Source organism: Pseudomonas zanjanensis (assembly GCF_014268745.2).
Classification (GTDB): domain Bacteria; phylum Pseudomonadota; class Gammaproteobacteria; order Pseudomonadales; family Pseudomonadaceae; genus Aquipseudomonas; species Aquipseudomonas zanjanensis.
The window spans coordinates 371,312-390,074 of record NZ_JABWRB020000003.1; the positions used below are offsets into that span (position 1 = coordinate 371,312).

Here is an 18,763-nt window from a genome sequence, read left to right on the forward strand (position 1 = left end):
CAGGTTGGCGTTTACGGCTACCACCCCGTGGGACAACGCCCGGCAGGATGAGCACATCTCTACAAAGGATGTAAGCCATGCACGGCACTTGCGCAAGCCCCGAGCGATTGAATGCACAACAACGAGCGGCCCATATTCGCCAGGTGGTCCTGGCCCGGGGTGAGGAATTGCGTCAGCGCTACCCGATCCTGCGTCATCAGGATGCGCTGGGTGCGGGCATCCTGGCGTTCGCCCTGGCGGGGATGATCGGTTCGGCGCTGCTCTACCTCAACGGTGACCTGGCCGGCTGGGCGTGCCTGTTGCTCAACGCGTTTTTCGCGACGCTGACTCACGAGCTGGAACACGACCTGATCCACAGCATGTATTTTCGCAAGCAGCGCCTGCCCCACAACTTGATGATGGGCCTGGTGTGGCTGGCGCGGCCGAGCACCATCAACCCGTGGATCCGCCGCCACCTGCACCTCAACCATCACAAGGTGTCCGGCAGCGAGGCTGACATGGAAGAGCGGGCCATCACCAACGGCGAACCTTGGGGGTTGGCGCGGTTGCTGATGGTCGGCGACAACGTGATGTCGGCCTTCATCCGCCTGCTGCGGGCCAAGACCTGGGCGCACAAGCGCAGCATCCTCAAGCGTACGTTGAAGGTTTATTTTCCGCTGGCGCTGCTGCACTGGGGCGCTTGGTATGTGTTCCTCGGTTTCCACGGGGTCAACGGCGTCGCGAGCTTGATGGGAACTTCAATTGACTGGTCGGCAAGCACGCTGGCAACGATGCAGGTGATCGACATCGCGGTGGTGGTGATCATCGGACCGAACGTATTGCGCACCTTTTGCCTGCATTTCGTCAGCTCGAACATGCATTACTACGGCGACATCGAGCCGGGCAATGTCATCCAGCAAACCCAGGTGCTCAACCCGTGGTGGTTGTGGCCGTTGCAGGCGTTCTGCTTCAACTTCGGCAGCAGCCATGGCATTCATCATTTCGTGGTGAAGGAGCCGTTCTACATTCGCCAACTGACGGTGCCGGTGGCCCATAAGGTGATGCGCGAGATGGGCGTGCGGTTCAATGACTTTGGTACGTTCGGGCGGGCGAATCGGTTTGTGCGGGAGGAGGGTGTGGTGCGGGAGGAAGGGGATATGGCCCAGGCCTAAGGACAGGGGCAAGCCTTTGTGGCGAGGGAGCTTGCTCCCGCTGGGCTGCGCAGCAGCCCCAAAATACAAGGGCCGCTACGCGACCCAGCGGCAGCAAGCTCCCTCGCCACAATGGTATGCGTCAAGACCGGGAACAGGTCAGAACTGGTAACTCACGGTCGCCGCCACATTGCGCTCTTCGCCCATGTAGCAATAGCTCAGGCTGGCGCACGAAGCGACGTAGGTTTCGTTCGTCAGGTTGTTCGCGTTCAGGCGCACATCCACGCCTTTCAAACCGACCTTGCCCAGGTCATACCCCACCGAGGCATCGAACAGCGTGTAGGACGGCACCTTCATGGTGTTCTCCGCATCGGCCCAGCTGTAGCCGACATAGCGCACGCCGCCGCCCAGGCGCAGGCCATCGAGAGCGCCGCTGTCGAACTTGTAGTCAGCCCAGAGCGAGGCCATGTGGCGCGGAGCCTGGGTCGGCGAGTTGCCTTTGTTTTCGATGATATTGGTGGGCGTGCTGAGGGTACTGACCATCGATTTCGAGTATTCGATGTCGGTGAAGGTGTAGCTGCCCAGCACCTTGAATTGTTCGGTCAACTGCACGTGCGCTTCCAGTTCCAGGCCTTGGGAGCGTACGGCGCCGACGGCGCGGTAGAAGTTTTCCTGGGGCAGTTTGGTCGCAAGGTTTTCCTGGTCGATGCGGAACAGCGAAGCGGTGTAGAGATCATCGGTACCGGGTGGTTGGTACTTCAGGCCCAGTTCCCATTGTTTGCCATCGGTGGGCGCCAGTGGATTGCCGGCGCTGTCGGCATAGGAGTTCGGGTTGAACGACTCGGAATAGCTGATGTACGGCGCCAGGCCGTTGTCGAACAGGTACAGCGCGCCGACCCGGCCAGTGAGCTTGGTGCGTTTGTCGTTGATCTCGGTGCCTGCCGGGCGACCGAGCTCGGCGATGCGGTTCTCATCCGAGGTTTGGACCCAGTCCTGGCGCAGGCCCAGGGAGAAGCGCCATTTGTCCATTTCGATCAGGTCTTGCAGGTACACGCCGGTCTGCTCCAAGCGCCGCAGGTAGCTGGTGTCATAGCGACCGGTGATGGCCGAGTTGCCATAGACCGGGTCGAAGGCGTTGATCGGCGCGAGGCTGCCGCTGGTCCAGTCGACCACGGTTTTGCGCCGCTGGTAGTCGGCGCCCATCAGCACGGTGTGCTTGGTCGCGCCGGTAAAGAATTCGGCCTGCAGCATGTTGTCGATGATGAAGGCGTGGAGCTTTTCTTCGGCGCCCGTGTAATAGCGGTTCAGCTCGTTGCTGGTGGGGGTGGTCCAGTCGTAGGCATAGACCTGATCGTTGGTGACGTCAGAGTCCAGGTACCGGAAGTTCTGCCGGGCGGTGAAGACGTCGTTGAAGCGATGTTCGAATTGATAGCCGAACGACTGTTGGTCGCGTTCGTAACCGTCGACGCCCGGCTCGCCTTCGAAGAAGTTTTCGGAGATCCGCCGGCCGTTGCGCTGATGCAAGGTGCCATCGGCCGGCATGCCACCGTGGTAGCCGCCGTCGGGGTCATGCTGCAGGTAGGCCTGGAGCGTCAGCGAGGTGTCTTCGCTGAAGTCGATGTTCACCGTGGGCGCGAGGGCGAAGCGCTTTTCCGTGTTGTGGTCGAACTGGGTATCGGACGTGTCCGCCAGGCCGACCAGGCGATAGGTGATGCGTTTGTCGTCATCCACCGGGCCGCTGAAATCGAAGCCCATGCCCCGTTGGCCCTGGGTGCCGACCGTGGCCTGGATCTGGTGATAGGCCTCGTACAGGGGCTTTTTACTGGTCAGCGCCACCAGGCCGCCGGGTGAACTGCGGCCATAGAGCACCGACGACGGCCCCTTGAGGATATCGACTCGCTCGAGGAAATACGGATCGACCTGGATGGAGCTGTAGGTGCCGCTGTCGCCCATGGACTTGAGGCCGTCGAGGTAGATGTTATCCACCGAGCCGTCGTTGAAGCCGCGCATCGCCACGTAGTCGTAGCGATGGGTGGCGCCGTAGGGGTTGGTCAGCACGCCGGGGGTGTAGCGCATGGCCTGGGACACGGTTTGCGCGCCCTGGTCGTCCATTTGCTCGCGGGTCACCACGGAGACGCTCTGGGAAGTTTCGCGCAGGGCGGTACTGGTCTTGGTGGCGACCTGGCTGTGGGTGGCGTTGTAGCCTTCCATGCTGCCCAGCGCATTACCCAGGGCGAAGCCCTTGATGTCGGTGCTCGGCAGTTCCAGGGTGCTGCCAGCGGTCTCGGTTTGCAGCACGTAGCTGCTGCCATCCTGGCTGACGGCAACCAGTCCCGAGCCACTGAGCAACTGGCTCAGGGCCTGGTCGGGCGAGTATTCGCCCTTGAGCCCCGGTGACTGGACGCCGCCGGTTTGCGCCGGGGTGCTGGCCAGGGTGATCCCGGCTTGGCGGGCGAACTGGTTCAGTACATCGCTCAGCGGGCCGGGGGCAATGTTGTAGCTCTGGCGGCTGGCGGTCACGCCGTCTTGTGCGGCCACCGCGAGCATCGGCACCACGCTGACCCCCAGCGCCGTGGAGAATAGCGCGGCATGAATGGCCTGGCGCAACAGGCCCGGTTGCGAAGAGAAGCCGAAGGGGTTCTTGAGAAGTACGCGCTCAGTCATTGTAGGTTCCGTTGGAGTCGCTGAAGGCCGATAAGGGTTGCTTACTGTCCTAGCCGGACGCCGGCCTGAAACCCGCCAAAAAAATCAGGCCAGGCGTTCCACCGTGATCCACCAACGGGTTCGATAGCGGATCTGCACCGGGAGCGTGCGTGGCAGGACGGCGAGCAATTTGTCGGTGTCCTCCAAGCGGAAAACGCCTGACAAGCGCAGGTCGGCAATCGACGCTGCGCAGTTCAAATAGCCTGGGCGGTAGCGGCCTACTTCGTTGAGAAAATCTGCCAGGCGCATGTTGCGCGTGACGATCAACCCGTCTGCCCAAGCCCCTGCGTCCATGTCCAGCGGTGGCGCCAGGGTCGCTGTGGCTGCGGTGATCAAGTAGCTTTGCCCGGCTTCCACCTGGATGGGCGAGCCATCGCTGTTTGGGTGCGAACGGATAACCACCCGCCCGCTGGTGACGCTCAGCCGTGTGCAGTCGCTGTCCTGGCGCACGACGAAACGCCCTTCCAGTCCTTCGAACAGTCCATGGCGGCTTTTCACCAGCAGTGGGCGCCCGGGGTCGCGGCCACAAGTGACCATGATTTCGCCGCGGGCCAGGGTGATCAGGCGCTGCTGGGCGGTGAAATCCAGGTCGGCGGCGCTGTGGGTATTGAGTTCCAGTCGCGTGCCATCTGGCAATTGGTACCCTCGGCGTTCACCGGTGACAGTGGCGAAATCGGCATTCCACGACTGCCAGCCCAGGTCCTTGCCCAGCCACGCCGCGCCGCCCATCAGGGCGACGCCCGACAGCAACTTCAGGGCCTGGCGACGACTGAGGCGCTGGGCGCTGTTTTCCAGGGTGTCCAGGGCGATGTGGGCACCGGGCACGGCCCGCAGGTTCGAGGTTATTTCGCTGTGCAGCGATTGCACCCGTTGCCAGGCCAGCTCGTGTTCAGGGTGGGCGGCACGCCAGGTGTCGCACTGTTGGCGCAGGCTGGGGTGAGTGGCGTGGTTGCGCAGGCGCAGCAGCCAGTTGATCGCCTGCCTCACGACCTGTTGCGACGGGCCGTTGCGGCGGCTCTGCAAGTGATCCGCCGGCTCAGCTTTCATAGCGCAACACGTAGCAGTGGTACAGCGCATCGGCGACGTAGCGCTCCACCGAGCGCAACGAAACGCCCATCTGTTCGGCAATCTGCTTGTACGTCAGGCCTTCGCACTGGGCCAACAGAAAGGCCTTGCGGACTTTCGGCTTGAGGCCTTCGAGCATCCTGGCAATGGCTTCGAGCAATTCCAGGATCAAGGCCTGGGCTTCGGCGCCGGGGGTTTCGGCTTCCGGCAGGTGCGCTATGGTTTGGAGGTAGGCGCGTTCGATTTCTTCCCGCCGCCAATGGTCAATCACCAGGCCTTGGGCGATGGTGCGTAAAAAGGCGCGTGGGGCCCGAAGCTCCGGGCGTTCGCTACGCTGCAACAGGCGTACGAAGGTGTCCTGGGCCAGGTCGGCCGCATCGGCGGCATTGCCCAAGCGGGTGCGCAGCCATGTGTTGAGCCAGCCGTGATGCTGGCTGTAGAGCGCCTGTACTGCAAACTCGGGAGATGACATGGACGCGACGGCCTGGATGTTACGAATGATAACGTGTCGCATTGTCATCAGCCGCCGGCGAATTTGCAACCACCGTTCAACCCGGCGAGCCTCCTGTCGACTATTTGTACAAATGCCTAATTATTTGTACAAGCTTGCCGACAGAGTGAGTATGCGTGCACCAAAGTGGAGCAAGTGACAAGACTGCCCGCGCTGTTACATGGAACGTTGCAACCTGGAATGCACCCCCACTCCTTGCATAAGAAGCCCCATCGATGAATCTAAAGTTCAGCCACAAAATCCTTCTTGCCGCCTCTGGTGTGGTGGTTCTGGCTTTTGCCCTGTTCACGCTCTACAACGATTATTTGCAGCGCAACACCATTGGCAGCAGCCTGGAGTCGTCCATCGAGCAGTCCGGCGACCTGACGGCCAGCAGCATCCAGAACTGGATGAGTGGGCGGATCCTGGTATTGGAAAACCTGGCGCAAAACATCGCGCATCAGGGCACTGCTGCAGATCTGCCGGGGCTGGTGGATCAGCCGGCGCTGACGTCGAACTTCCAATTTACTTATGTGGGCCAGGCCAACGGTGTCTTCACCCAACGCCCGGACGCCAAAATGCCTGACGGCTACGACCCGCGTCAGCGCCCTTGGTACAAACAGGCAGTGAGCGCCGATAAAACCATGTTGACCCCGCCTTACCTGGCGGCGGTGGGTGGCCTGGTGGTGACCGTGGCCCTGCCGGTGAAGCACAACGGCGAATTGCTTGGCGTAGTGGGCGGCGACCTGAGCCTGGAAACCCTGGTGAAAATCATCAACTCCGTGGACTTCGGTGGCATTGGCCATGCGTTCCTGGTCAGTGGCGACGGTCAGGTGATCGTCAGCCCCGACAAGGACCACGTGATGAAAAACCTCAAGGACATCTACCCAGGTACGCCGGTGCGCATCGGCAAGGGTATCCAGGAGGTCGAGCTGAACGGCCAGAACCGTATCCTTTCGTTCACCCCGGTGACCGGCCTGCCGAACGCCGAGTGGTACATCGGCCTGTCGATCGATGAGGCCAAGGCCTACGCGCCGTTGAGCCAGTTCCGTACGTCGGCGCTGATCGCGATGTTTGTCGCGGTGGCGGCCATTGCCTTGCTGCTGAGCCTGTTAATCCAGGTGCTGATGCGCCCGTTGACCACCATGGGCCGAGCCATGCAGGACATCGCCCAGGGCGAAGGCGACTTGACCCGGCGCCTGGTGGTGCAGGGCAAGGATGAGTTCGCGGTGTTGGGGGGGTCGTTCAACCAGTTCGTGGAGCGGATTCACGCCTCGATCGCGGAAGTGTCTTCCGCCACGCGCCAGGTGCATGACCTGTCGCAGCGAGTGATGACCTCGTCCAACGCTTCGCTCGTCGGCTCGGATGAGCAGAGCGCCCGCACCAACAGTGTGGCAGCGGCCATCAACCAGTTGGGCGCCGCCACCCAGGAAATCGCCCGCAATGCCGCCGATGCCTCGCAACAGGCCAGCGGTGCCAGCGAACAGGCCGATGACGGTCGCCAGGTGGTGGAAAAAACCATCCAGGCCATGACCGAGCTGTCGCAGAAGATCAGCCTCTCGTGCACCCAGATCGAAACCCTGAACGCCAGCACCGACAACATCGGGCACATCCTGGACGTGATCAAGGGCATCTCCCAGCAAACCAACCTGCTGGCGCTGAACGCGGCCATTGAAGCGGCTCGTGCCGGTGAAGCCGGACGCGGGTTTGCGGTGGTGGCCGATGAAGTGCGCAACCTGGCGCACCGCACCCAGGAGTCGGCGGAAGAAATCCACAAGATGATCACCTCGCTTCAGGTCGGTTCCCGTGAAGCGGTGACCACGATGAACGCCAGCCAGACCTCCAGCGAAGAAAGCGTGGAAGTGGCCAACCAGGCCGGCCTGCGACTGGTCAGCGTGACACAGCGCATCGGCGAGATCGACGGCATGAACCAGTCGGTTGCAGCCGCGACCGAAGAGCAGACCGCTGTGGTTGAAACCCTCAACATGGACGTCAGCCACATCAATCTGCTGAACCAGCAAAGCGTGGCCAACCTCAATGAAACCCTGAAGGACTGCGATGCCTTGTCCCAACAGGCCAATCGCCTGAAGCAACTGGTGGACAGCTTCAAGATCTGACCTCAGTCGCAAGCCGACCCAATCCCCTGTGGCGAGAGAGCTTGCTCCCTCGCCACGGGTACGGGTTGCCTGGGCTGGCGCCATCGCGAGCAAGCTCAGCTCCCACAGGGGATTGGCGGTGAGCCTGGATCTTGCGTCCACCCCAGAACCAAAACTGTGGGAGCGGGCTTGCTCGCGAAGACGGCAGCCCAGCCAACTGCTTCATTGACTGACCCACCGCTATCGCGAGCAGGCTCGCTCCCACAGGGGATTGGCGGTGAGCCTGGATCTTGCGTCCATCCCAGAACCAAAACTGTGGGAGCGAGCCTGCTCGCGATGACGGCAGTACAGCCAACTTCTCACTGACTGACCCACCGCTTTCGCGAGCAGGCTCGCTCCCACAGGGGATTTGCGGTGAGCCTGGATCTTGCGTCCACCCCAGAACCAAATTGTGGGAGCGGGCTTGCTCGCGAAGACGGCAGCCCAACCAACTGCTTCATTGACTGACCCACCGCTTTCGCGAGCAAGCCCGCTCTCACAAGGGATGGGCGCTACTTGAACATCCCCTGCACATTCCCCATCGCCTCATCGGCAAAGCCCTGGAGGAAATCCCGGAAGCCTGACGGTGTATGGGCGTCGGTGTGGTCGGCGATGATGGTCCAGGTGGCGCGGCAGCGGTTGCCGGCCAAGGGTTCGACGCGCATGGCCGCCCACAGGTTGTCGATGCCCAGGGTGTTGTAGATCAGCGTCCAGGTCATGTGCATGGCCTGGTCGTCACGGCTGTTGAGCTGCTCCACCACCAGGTTCTGCTCATCGACGAAGAACTTCTTGCGCAGGGATCTCACGCCTTCGCCGGTCATTTCGATGTGCTCCAGTGCCGGGATGAACCGGTCGAAGCCGCCAAAATCACCCACCACGTCCCAGACGCGCGCCGCATCGGCCGCGACCTCCACCGAGGTTTCGACCTGGCAGGCTTGTGGGTTTTTGATCAGGGTGTCGGGTTGAAATGCACTCATGGTCTTGCTCCTTGCTTTGGATTAAGGGTGTTTCAGATGAAGTCGATGGCCTTGAGGTAATCGGCGCCGCGGCGCAGCAGGGCCGGGGATTTTTCCGGGTAGCTGGCACCCATCTGCCGCACGCCGGCGCGGGCGTTGTCGTGGCTGATCAGTGAGATGTCGCCGATGTCTTCCTCGAAGCCGTTGAGGTAGAAACCCAGTACGCCAAACAACGCGTTGTCGGCATCGACCCGAGCCAATTGCCGTTGCCACTCGGCGATGCTCACCAGGGAAAATTCCCGGCCGCTGTCACGGAACGACGCCACATAAGCGTCCCAGCTCAACGGTTGCGGGTTATGCAGGTTGAACACCGCTTGGCTGGGCTGGTAGCGGCTGGCGTGGAAGGCGATGAAGCGGGCCAGGAAGTCCACCGGCATCAGGTCGAAATTGAGCGACAGGTCCGGCACCTGGCCGAGCTGGATCGAGCCCTTGAGCATCAGCATCAAGCGATTCTTGTGGGGTTGGCAGACCCCGGTCAGGCTGTTGAAGCTGATGTTGCCGGGGCGGAACAGATTGACCCACACGCCGCGGTCCCGGGCCCGTTGCAGGATCCGTTCGCCGACCCATTTGGACAGGTTGTAGCCGTTCTTGATGTAGATCGGCGGCGTCTCGGCGGCCGGCTGTTCCAGTACCTGACCGTCAGCATCCAGGGCACTGGAGGCAGACAGCGTGGAGACGAAATTGAAGATTTTCTTGCTGCGCCCTTCGCACAGGCGCAGGCACTCGAAAATCGGTTCCACGTTGTCCCGTGCCAACGACTCGTAGTCGAGCACATGGTTGACGTGGGCCGCGTTGTGCACCAGCGCGCCGAAGGTGGCATCGATGCGGGCATAGACGTCGTCCGGCAAACCCAATTGCGGTTGCGTGATGTCGGCGGCGTAGACGCTGACGCGGTCCAGGTCCAGATGGGTCAGGTGATTGTCCCGCAGGGCCTGGGAGAAACGCTCGGCCGCGCTCTGTTCAGCGCTGGCGCGCACCAGGCAGGCGACTTCGGTGGCACCCCAGGCCAGCAGCGCTTCGACGATGTGCACGCCAAGGAAACTGTTGGCGCCAGTCACTACCACCTTGTGCACATCGCCGCATTGGCTGATGGGCAGCGGGTCAAGGTTGAGCTCGGCCTCGGCATCGATGAAGGCCTGGGGGCTGAGGCTCGACGCACTGCCTTGCTCCGGATCGTCCAGCAACTTCGCCAAGGTCATCAGCGTCGGCGCTTCGATGAAGCGGTTGATCGACAGGCTGCGGCCGAATGCCTGGCGAATGCTCAGCAGCAATCGTGACAGCAGGATCGAATGCCCGCCGAGGTTGAAGAAGCTTTCATCGGTGGCGATGTCGTCGACCGGCAGCTCCAGCAGCTCGGCCCACAGGTGCTGCAGTTGTGTCTCCAAGGCGTTCTGCGGCTGCCGGCGTTGGCCGTCGACGTGCACCTGCACCGCCATGGCGAGCAATGCCCGGCGATCGACCTTGCCGTTACTGGTGTAGGGCAGGCTGGGCAATTCGACGTAGGCGGCCGGGTGCATGTAGCTGGGCAAGCTGTTCTGTACATGCTCACGCAAGGCCTGGAGAGCGGCGCCGGGGCGCTCTTGTTCGGGATGAACCAGGAACGCCAGGATCCGCCGCCGTTCATCGACCCCCACCGCCACCTGGCGAAACAACTGGCTTGCCCGCAGGCAGTGTTCGATTTCCTCGGGTTCGACCCGAAAACCACGGATCTTCACTTGGTTATCGCGACGGCCACACAGTTCGATGCCGTTGTCGGTCCACTGGCCGATGTCGCCGGTGCGATAGACCCGCAACGCTTGTCCGGTGGGCAGCGTCAGGTTGAGGTAACGCGCCGCGGTCAGCGCCGGATCATTCAGATAGCCGAGGCCGACGCCCGGGCCGGCGATGTACAGCTCGCCCATAACACCCTGGGGAACCGGTTGCAGTTGTTCGTCCAGGATCAGCACCCGACCGTTGGCGATGGGCACGCCGAGGTTGCGGTTGTTGTCGCCGACGCTGAAGCGCCGGGTGGTCGCCAGCACCGTGGTTTCGGTCGGGCCGTAGATGTTGTGGAACCGGCATTGTGGTGCGAGCTGTTCGATCACGAACGGCTCGCAGACATCGCCACCGGTGATCAGGTGCGCCAGGCCCAACGGCGCCTCCAGGGGCATGACACTCAGCAACGCAGGCGGCAGGAAGGCGTGGCTGACCCGCTGTTGCTGTATCAACGCGACCAATTGTTGCGGATCGCGGCGCTGGTCTTCGCTGGGCACCACCAGCAGGGCGCCGTGGATGAAGGTCGGCAGGATATCCAGCAGCGACGCGTCAAAGTTGATGGTGGAAAACTGCAACGCCCGACTGTCGCGCTGCAACCCGACGTAGTCGCCGTACCAGGCACAGAAATGGCTGAGGTTGCAGTGGCTGAGCAACACGCCTTTGGGCTGGCCAGTGGTGCCGGAGGTGTAGATCGCCACGGCCGGGTCGTCGCCATCCACGGTGCGGCGGATCAACGAGGCCGGAATGCCTGGCTTGGGCGCTGGCAGCTGATGGATGTTCAGCGTTGGCAGCATCAGGTCGCCCAAGTCGCTGTCGCCGTCGTGTAGCAGCAGGTCCGCCTGGGCATTTTCCAGGATAAAGCGCCGACGTTGCGCTGGATGCTGCGGGTCCAGCGGCAGGTACACCGCCCCACAGCCGAGCACTGCCAGGATCGCCGCGTACAGGTGCGCGGATTTGGGCAGGCACACGCCGATTACTTTGTGGGAGCAAGTCCCGTGGGAAGAAGTCCTGTGGGAGGAAGGCTTGCCCCCGATGAACGATGATGCGGTTTGCTTGAGAGCATCGGTGTCTTCATCGCGGGCAAGCCTTGCTCCCACAGGTTCTGCTTTTCTTGCCCCCACAGATTCTCCAACAGCTCCTTCCTCATGTTCTGCTCGGTGCAGTATTTCCAACATCGGCTGCTGCAACCTCAGCGCCAGGCGGCGCAAGGATTTGTAGTCGATCAATTGCCCATCGACCCACAGGGCCGGTTGCGTCGCGTCATCGAGCAGGCGCTGTTCGATGCTGTGCATCACCGGCACGTCGGCGGCGGCCAGCAGCCAGGGCACCGGCGGTCGATTGAGGCCGTGCTCGAAGGCCAGCGGCTCCAGCGCATCGAGCCCGAGCAGGGGTTGGTCAACGGCGTCAGCGTGTACCGTCGGCCAATCATCGAAGCAGGTCTCATCCCGGGACAACTGGCTGACCAGTCGGGCGCCGGTTTCGACCAGCGTCGCCAGCGTACGCAGGCGCAAGGATTGACCATTGCCATCTCGTTGCGGCGCGATCACTTCCTGGCACAACAGCCGCTGCGCCCCGTCGCAAAAGAGGAGCACCGGTTGCGGCAATGCTTCGCCTGCCAGCGTGCGCAGTGCCACGCGGATCTGAAGGCATGAGCGGGCTTCAATGGCGCGCGGTGTCGTACCGTCGTCGATCAACAGGTCGACCGGCGATTGCAGGTCCACCACCGCGTGACCGTGCTGCTCCAATTCCCGGGCCAGTTCGGCCATGGCCTGGCTGGTGCCAGGCACTGCAATGTCGAGGCGTCTCATAGAAAGGTCCTCATGGGGTCAGATAATCAGCGAGGGCATCGCGCACGCAGGGGGACGCGAGCATCGAGCTGCCGCGAAAAAAACGCGTGATGTTGCCCACCAAGGGGTGAAAACGATTGATGGGATACGCCAGCGCACTGGCGTCTTCGCGCAGCGACTGGCGCACCGATTCGTCGACGGGCAGGTGCGCTATCAGCTCGAAGTCGAATGCTTGCTGCAGGTCGCTCGCCAGGTACTGGGCGATGAAACCGGGCATCAGGCGCGCGATCGCCGTGCGGTCCTCTTCGGGGGCGGTGCGCCAGTAGATCTGCACCAGTCGCGTCCAGAAACCGGAGTGCCGGCCCTCGTCGAGCAAGTGATCGGCCATCAGCCCCTTGATCGAGGCCTTGACCGAGTCGTCCCGGGCGAAGGCCGCCACTTCGTTGGTCACGGTGTTCTCGGCAATGGCGATGCAGATCAGCTCCACGGCACTGAGCAGATGCTCTGGCGCCTCGGCCAGGGTCGCCGGTATGGCGCGGCTGAGTTCGATCTGCCCAGGCAACGGGATCGGTTCGATGCCGGTCATGTCGATGGTCTGCTGCATGAAGTCCATCGCCACCAGCGCGTGGTAATCCTCATCCACCACCACGGTCATCGCGTCGTAGCGGCAGGCGAACGGGAACTCGATGCCGAAGCGGTTCTTGGCGATGCGCCGGGCGGTGTGGTCCACCAGTTCGGTCTCGAAAATCACCACGTCATTGATGAATTTGTAGAGGCTCTGCACCAGCACGAAGTCGCGCAATTGCGCACAGTGGCTAAGGAAGGTCTGGCTGTGCACCAGCGGCTGGCGGCTCATGGGGAAGATCAGCTTGTCGTCGTCTTCGACCCGGCGCCGTGGCCGGGTACGGATCGTGGCGCGGCTTTCCCAGGCGTCGGCGAAGGATTGGTATTCGACGGCGTTCATGGCATCACCTGTGCAACCGGCTGGGCCATGCTCTGGCGCAGGCCGTCCCACAAGGCCGCGCGACTGTGAACGGCGGCGAGCGCGGCGGCCAGCACCTCGGTTTCGCGCTGCGGGTCGCCATCGATCAGCCGCGCCAAGAGTTTCTCTGCCGCCGGCCCGTGGTCCTCGGAGTCGACCTCGATGTGCCGTTGCAGGTAGTAGCGAAAGGTCGGAGCCTGATCCAGGCCAATGCCCCAGGCGTCCAACATGCGTTGGAACATCTGTGGGATGACGCTCTCGCGGCCATGCACGAACGCGGCGGCCACGCTGTGGGCCGGGGCGTGCAGGGCGGTGTGCAAGGTCTGGCGGACGAACCGCGCCGCCGCCGGTTCGACCTCGACGCTGTCCAGCGCGGTCTCGGGGCTGACGCCTTCCTGCTGCAGGGTGATGAACTGCTCGATTGCACGGGTATCGGCGCCGATTTCCCGCATGGCGTCCAGGTACAGTTCGAAATGGCTGCAGTAGCCTGCGCCGGGGCGGTCATCCGACTCTTCCCCCAGCACGATTTCATTGATCAAGCGGGCCGCGTGAGGGTCGGCCGGCGGCAGCCAAGGCAGGTGGACACAGGTGAGCTCGCGTTGCAGCCGCTTGGTCAGCGACATGAAGTCCCAGACGGCAAAGACATGGCTTTCCATGAAGCGGCGTAACAGATCGATTGATGTAATCTCGGAAAAAACCGGGTGTTGTCCAAGTTCATGCTTTTTCAGAGATAGTTGTTCTTTGGATGGCTGCATTGGAACGTCCTCATCAATGATGTTATGTCCGGAAGGCGGCTCGTTAGTTAATGAAGACGAGCGGGCGCCTGAACCGGAATCCATGAATTACCCAAGGGGGTGAAGTATTCTCTTTTAATCGTTGTTTCAGCTTTCGATGCCAGTGTTTGCTGGGGTATTGGCGCATCGAAAGGGCCGCTGGTAACGCGGTGAATAAAAAATTAATACATGTAACAAGTAAGCGGCAAGTGTTTTTTTAATTATTTGAAGTTGTAGTTTTACTGGGCGCAAAGAGGCCTTTTAAAACTTTTAATATAAGTTTTATTGGGGCGAAGAAGCTCCTTCCGATTTAGCGAGATCAGAATCGAATAGTTCGAGTGAATGCCTCACTCGGAGCACTTCAGGAATCGGGGAGTAAGAAGTTTTTTGTTAGGGGCAGGACATCGGTCGGACTTCCGATCATCCCGCCGGTTGGACGTCGCTCCTTGCGTATTGGCTTCGATTCGTCTGGCCTCAGCCAGGCGTTGACTTCTTCAGGTCTGTTTTGAATCGACAAGCGCAAGAGTGAGCCCAAATCGATGGCAGTGCCATTGGACTGATGGGGCGACGAAGCGCGGCCACGGTCAGGCCGCGCCGCGCTGGCGACAAGTGAGTCGGAAGGATATGTAAGAAATTTTTACGCCGGACGAAGCGCCGGCGTGGGATCAAGCCTTCGACGGCTGTTCCAGGTACCGGCGCATGGTGATGGAGGCTTTTTCCAGATGCTGCTCCAACAAGGCGACCGCTTTATCGATATCTCTGGCTATCGCGGCCGCGAGGATGGCGCGGTGGTCGTCCTGGGTCAGCTTGCCCAACCCCATGGACGAAAGATGAAAACGCAAAAAGCGTTCTTCTTCATTGAGCTCGTGTTCGATCAGGTCCAGCAGTTTGCCGTTGGGTGCCTTGTGGTAAAGCGACATATGGAACAGCCGATTGAGCTTGGCGATTTCAGCGTGTTGGGTTTGTACCTCCAACTGTTCGATGTACTGGGCTGCCAGCGCAAAATCATCGTCATCGAGCAGGGGGATGGACAAGCGCAAGGCGAAAGCTTCCAGGACCGCGCGCAAGGCGTAGGTCTCGACCGCATTGTTGGTAATCAGCGGGGCCACCACGGCGCCTTTGTGCTGGACGACATTGAGCAACGACTGTGCTTCGAGCTGACGCAACGCCTCACGTACCGGCATGCGGCTCACGCCGAACAGGTCGGCCAGCTCTTGCTGGCGCAGGGCGGTGCCGCTGGGCAGGCGCCCGTCGAGGATGGCCTCGCGCAGGGAACTTTCGATGATCGACCGCGCCTGATCGGCGGGGACGGGACCGTTGACCTGGATAGTGCTGAGCGGTTTGGGCTTCTTTGTCACGACAACACCTGAACGGGTAGTAACGAAAATTGGATCCATGCCAACGTTAGTTACAGATTGCCAAGCCGTCAAAATCTCGCGGCCCCGGTTCCTGAACTAAAGTTTAGTCTGCTTGCGGTGATTGCAACCTGCCATTGTCTTTTGCCCGGCCAGGCTTCACCATCCAACGAATTTCCAACGGCCCTTTTAGGACGTATTTCCCTTGGCTGCACCTTTCCCAGTCCTCAGGTCCTTGCGTTGGCTGTGTTCGGCACTATTGCTGGCCGGCCTGATGCTGGGCGGCCTGCAAGCCGACTGGGACTTTGCGCAGATCAGCCGGCGGGCGCAAGCGTTATATGGGCCACTGGGCGAAGGGCAGCAGCGGATCGACGCGTGGCAGCAACTGCTGGCGACTCAGAAACAGATCCCCGAACTGGAACAGCTCAAGGTGGTGAACCTGTTTTTCAACAAACAGGTGCGCTACGTGGAAGACATCGACCTGTGGCGTGAAGTCGACTATTGGGAGACGCCGATCCAGGCCTTGTGGAAGGGCGCTGGCGACTGTGAAGACTACGCCATCGCCAAGTATTTCAGCCTGCGTCGTCTCGGGGTGTCCAGTGACAAGCTGCGCATCACCTACGTCAAGGCGTTGCGACAGAACCGTGCGCACATGGTGCTCACCTATTACGCCACGCCCGAGGCGATGCCGTTGGTCCTCGACAGCTTGATCGACGGTATCCAGCCGGCCAGCCAGCGAACCGACTTGCTCCCGGTCTACTCTTTCAATGCCGAAGGGCTGTGGCTGCCGGGCGCCAAGGGCAACAAGAAAGTGGGTGACACCAAGCGCCTGTCCCGGTGGCAGGACGTGTTGAAAAAAATGCAGGCCGAAGGTTTTCCGGTCGAGACGACTAACTAGGAGCGCGCGCTCAGATGTCCTTGTTCAAACAGCTGTTGATCGCTATCTGTCTGTTCCTGGTGGTTGCCTTCAGCGGCAGCTTCATGGTCAGCCTGGAAAGCTCGCGGGCCCAATATGTCAACCAGTTGCGCTCCCACGCCCAGGACGCGGCCACGGCGCTGGCGCTGTCGTTGACGCCGAACATCGACGACCCGGCGATGGTGGAATTGATGGTCAGCTCGATCTTCGACAGCGGCTACTACGCCAGCATCCGCGTGGTCGACGTGGCCACCGACAAGACCCTGGTCGAGCGCACCGGTACACCGGACGCCGGCAGCGTGCCGCAATGGTTCGTCAAGCTGATCGGCCTGGAACCGGCCGGTGGCGATGCCATCGTCAGCCGCGGCTGGGAGCAGGCAGCGCGGGTCGAAGTGGTCAGCCACCCGATGTTCGCCCTCGCCAAGCTGTGGCAGAGCGCGTTGGGCAGCCTGGGCTGGCTGTTGCTGTGCGGCGCCGTGAGCGCGGTGCTGGGGGCCTTGCTGCTGCGTCGCCAGCTCAAGCCGCTGGACTACATGGTGCATCAGTCCCACGCCATTGCCCGTCGTGAATTCCTGAGCCTGCCGGAGCTGCCGCGCACGCCTGAACTGCGTCGGGTAGTGCAGGCGATGAACCAGATGGTCGAGAAGCTCAAGGCGCTGTTCCAGGAACAGGCCGAGCGCAGCGAGAAACTGCGGGTCGAGTCCTACCAGGACAACCTCACGGGCCTGGCCAACCGGCGTTATTTCGAAATGCAGCTCAATGCCCGGGTGAGCAACCCGGAGCAGGCCAGTTCCGGTTACCTGCTGCTGTTGCGGGTCAAGGACCTGGCCGGTTTGAACCAGCGGCTGGGCGGCCAGCGTACCGATCAGTTGCTCAAGGCCGTGGGCGAGCAATTGCAGCGTGAGTGCGCCCGCTACCCGGAAACCCACAACCTGGTCACGCGTATTCGCGGCGGCGAGTTCGCGGTGCTGGCCCCGGGGCTGGTGCGTGAGGAAGCGCTGCAATTGGCGCAGAACCTCGAGGCCGCGTTGGCGAGCTTGCACGCCACCGGCGCGACTGACGTGGCCTCGGTGGCCTCCATCGGGCTGGCGCCGTTCGTCCATGGCGACTCGCCGCAAGCGGTGCTGCAGCTCGGCGACCAGGCCCTGGCCCAGGCCGAAAGCCAGGGCGAACCGGGTTGGGCCTGCCTGGATCACAGTGCCTCGGCCAGTGTCGGCGATGATCACCACGCCTGGCACACGCTGCTCGACCAGGCCTTGAGTCATCAGCGCTTCGAGTTGTACTTCCAGCCGGTGGTGGCGGCCCAGGACACTCAGGTAGTGCTGCATTACAAGGTGTTGTCGCGGCTGTTGGACGAGCAGGGCCAGACGATCCCCGCCGGGCGTTTCCTGCCGTGGTTGGAGCGCTTCGGCTGGACTGCGCGGCTGGACCGCTTGATGCTTGAACAGGTGCTCAAGCAGATGGCTGGGCATGAGCAGTCCTTGGCGTTGAACCTGTCCTCCGCCACGCTTGCCGATCCGCAGGCGTTGAACAAGGTCTTTGAAATCCTGCGGGCGCATTCCAACCTTGGGTCGCGCCTGACCCTGGAGATTGGTGAAGAGCAACTGCCGGAGCAAGCGGTGCTGGAGCAATTGACCCGGCAGTTGCGCGAGCTTGGTTTCTCCTTGAGCCTGCAGCGTTTTGGTGGGCGGTTCAGCATGATTGGCAACTTGTCGCGGTTGGGGTTGGCTTATCTGAAGATTGATGGCAGCTACATTCGCGCGATTGATCAGGAAAGTGACAAGCGCCTGTTTATCGAAGCGATACAGCGTGCTGCTCACAGTATCGACTTGCCGTTGATTGCTGAGCGGGTTGAGACGGAGGGGGAGTTGGCGGTGATTCGGGAGATGGGGTTGTTTGGGGTTCAGGGGCAGTTAGTGGGTGAGCCTAAGCGTTGGGGGTGAGGCGGGTTGTGTCCTTTTGACCGCGTATATCCATTCCTGCGATAACGACCACATAGGGTTCCGGGTATGACTCACCCACATGGGTTACATATCAGTTCACGCACATAGGTAACAGTTTTTAACTGGCAGGGCCAGTTTGCGGTGATGTTGGATACCCACACGATATTGGGAACCGCACGGTCCTGTGGCGAGAGAGCTTGCTCCCGCTGGGTCGCGCAGCGGCCCCAAAAAAGCGATGAGCGCTACGCACTCAAGCGGGAGCAAGCTCCCTCGCCACAAAAGCTTTCCCAGCCATCACGGCACAGATTGATCCACGGTAAACACTGTGGGAACGAGCTTGCTCACGCATTAGTGCAAGCAGACCCACCGCCATCGCGAGCAAGCTCGGCTCCCACAGGATCGGCGGTGGACATTGATCTTATAAATGACCAAAACCTGTGTGGGAGCGAGCCTGCTCGCGATGGCGGAGGGTCAGTTTGCGGTGATGTTGGATACCCACACGATATTGGGAACCGCACGGTCCTGTGGCGAGGGAGCTTGCTCCCGCTGGGTCGCGCAGCGGCCCCAAAAAAAACGATGAGCGCTGCGCACTCAAGCGGGAGCAAGCTCCCTCGCCACAAAAGCTTTCCCAGCCATCACGGTACAGATTGATCCACGGTAAACACGGTGGGAACGAGCTTGCTCACGCATTAGTGCAAGCAGACCTACCGCCA

12 protein-coding genes are annotated in these 18,763 nt (G+C 61.6%); 4 read left to right on the top strand and 8 right to left on the bottom strand.

Annotated elements, in window-relative coordinates; translation table 11 throughout:
- Positions 1–77 precede the first annotated feature (77 nt).
- Complete coding sequence (locus HU715_RS21475) at positions 78–1,151, top strand: fatty acid desaturase (RefSeq protein WP_186709994.1); 1,074 nt, start codon at positions 78–80, stop codon at positions 1,149–1,151.
- 138 nt (positions 1,152–1,289) lie between these two features.
- Here the strand turns inward: HU715_RS21475 and HU715_RS21480 are convergent, their stop codons facing one another.
- From HU715_RS21480 to HU715_RS21490, 3 genes are all read right to left on the bottom strand, one after another.
- Positions 1,290–3,794, bottom strand: coding sequence for a TonB-dependent siderophore receptor (locus HU715_RS21480; protein ID WP_186709996.1), 2,505 nt, complete (start codon positions 3,792–3,794; stop codon positions 1,290–1,292).
- A gap of 84 nt (positions 3,795–3,878) precedes the next feature.
- Positions 3,879–4,880: a FecR domain-containing protein gene (locus tag HU715_RS21485; RefSeq protein WP_186709997.1), complete on the bottom strand. Its 1,002-nt coding sequence runs from the start codon at positions 4,878–4,880 to the stop codon at positions 3,879–3,881.
- Positions 4,870–5,370, bottom strand: coding sequence for a sigma-70 family RNA polymerase sigma factor (locus HU715_RS21490; protein WP_186710005.1), 501 nt, complete (start codon positions 5,368–5,370; stop codon positions 4,870–4,872). Before HU715_RS21490 ends, HU715_RS21485 begins: the two co-directional genes overlap by 11 nt.
- A gap of 254 nt (positions 5,371–5,624) precedes the next feature.
- On the opposite strand from HU715_RS21490, the gene HU715_RS21495 reads away from it, so the two are divergent.
- Positions 5,625–7,505 carry a methyl-accepting chemotaxis protein gene (locus HU715_RS21495; RefSeq protein ID WP_186709998.1) on the top strand — a complete coding sequence of 627 codons (1,881 nt, stop codon included), beginning with the start codon at positions 5,625–5,627 and terminating at the stop codon, positions 7,503–7,505.
- A gap of 530 nt (positions 7,506–8,035) precedes the next feature.
- Here HU715_RS21495 and HU715_RS21500 read toward each other — a convergent pair.
- From HU715_RS21500 to HU715_RS21520, 5 genes are all read right to left on the bottom strand, one after another.
- Positions 8,036–8,500 (bottom strand): SRPBCC family protein, encoded by a 465-nt coding sequence (locus HU715_RS21500; protein ID WP_186709999.1) that lies wholly within the window; start codon positions 8,498–8,500, stop codon positions 8,036–8,038.
- Between the two features lie 32 nt (positions 8,501–8,532).
- Positions 8,533–12,102, bottom strand: coding sequence for a non-ribosomal peptide synthetase (locus tag HU715_RS21505; RefSeq protein WP_186710000.1), 3,570 nt, complete (start codon positions 12,100–12,102; stop codon positions 8,533–8,535).
- Between the two features lie 10 nt (positions 12,103–12,112).
- The gene (locus HU715_RS21510) at positions 12,113–13,045 is read right to left on the bottom strand and encodes a diiron oxygenase (protein WP_186710001.1); all 933 of its coding nucleotides are present in this window, start codon (positions 13,043–13,045) and stop codon (positions 12,113–12,115) included.
- On the bottom strand, positions 13,042–13,818 hold the full coding sequence (locus HU715_RS21515) for a DUF3050 domain-containing protein (protein WP_158457536.1): 777 nt from the start codon (positions 13,816–13,818) through the stop codon (positions 13,042–13,044). The genes HU715_RS21510 and HU715_RS21515 overlap by 4 nt, the downstream gene beginning before the upstream one ends.
- Before the next feature lie 683 nt (positions 13,819–14,501).
- Positions 14,502–15,194 carry a GntR family transcriptional regulator gene (locus tag HU715_RS21520; RefSeq protein ID WP_186710002.1) on the bottom strand — a complete coding sequence of 231 codons (693 nt, stop codon included), beginning with the start codon at positions 15,192–15,194 and terminating at the stop codon, positions 14,502–14,504.
- 202 nt (positions 15,195–15,396) lie between these two features.
- On the opposite strand from HU715_RS21520, the gene lapG reads away from it, so the two are divergent.
- Both lapG and lapD read left to right on the top strand, forming a co-directional pair.
- The gene (gene lapG / locus HU715_RS21525) at positions 15,397–16,089 is read left to right on the top strand and encodes a cysteine protease LapG (protein WP_186710003.1); all 693 of its coding nucleotides are present in this window, start codon (positions 15,397–15,399) and stop codon (positions 16,087–16,089) included.
- A 14-nt stretch (positions 16,090–16,103) separates the two neighbouring features.
- Positions 16,104–18,050, top strand: coding sequence for a cyclic di-GMP receptor LapD (lapD, locus tag HU715_RS21530; RefSeq protein ID WP_186710004.1), 1,947 nt, complete (start codon positions 16,104–16,106; stop codon positions 18,048–18,050).
- Positions 18,051–18,763 lie beyond the last annotated feature (713 nt).

Bases quoted from the DNA above. Each gene is read 5' to 3' on its own strand.
- HU715_RS21475 (WP_186709994.1), top strand. From the start codon at position 78: ATGCACGGCACTTGCGCAAGCCCCGAGCGATTGAATGCACAACAACGA.
- HU715_RS21480 (WP_186709996.1), bottom strand. From the start codon at position 3,794: ATGACTGAGCGCGTACTTCTCAAGAACCCCTTCGGCTTCTCTTCGCAA.
- HU715_RS21485 (WP_186709997.1), bottom strand. From the start codon at position 4,880: ATGAAAGCTGAGCCGGCGGATCACTTGCAGAGCCGCCGCAACGGCCCG.
- HU715_RS21490 (WP_186710005.1), bottom strand. From the start codon at position 5,370: ATGTCATCTCCCGAGTTTGCAGTACAGGCGCTCTACAGCCAGCATCAC.
- HU715_RS21495 (WP_186709998.1), top strand. From the start codon at position 5,625: ATGAATCTAAAGTTCAGCCACAAAATCCTTCTTGCCGCCTCTGGTGTG.
- HU715_RS21500 (WP_186709999.1), bottom strand. From the start codon at position 8,500: ATGAGTGCATTTCAACCCGACACCCTGATCAAAAACCCACAAGCCTGC.
- HU715_RS21505 (WP_186710000.1), bottom strand. From the start codon at position 12,102: ATGAGACGCCTCGACATTGCAGTGCCTGGCACCAGCCAGGCCATGGCC.
- HU715_RS21510 (WP_186710001.1), bottom strand. From the start codon at position 13,045: ATGAACGCCGTCGAATACCAATCCTTCGCCGACGCCTGGGAAAGCCGC.
- HU715_RS21515 (WP_158457536.1), bottom strand. From the start codon at position 13,818: ATGCAGCCATCCAAAGAACAACTATCTCTGAAAAAGCATGAACTTGGA.
- lapD (WP_186710004.1), top strand. From the start codon at position 16,104: ATGTCCTTGTTCAAACAGCTGTTGATCGCTATCTGTCTGTTCCTGGTG.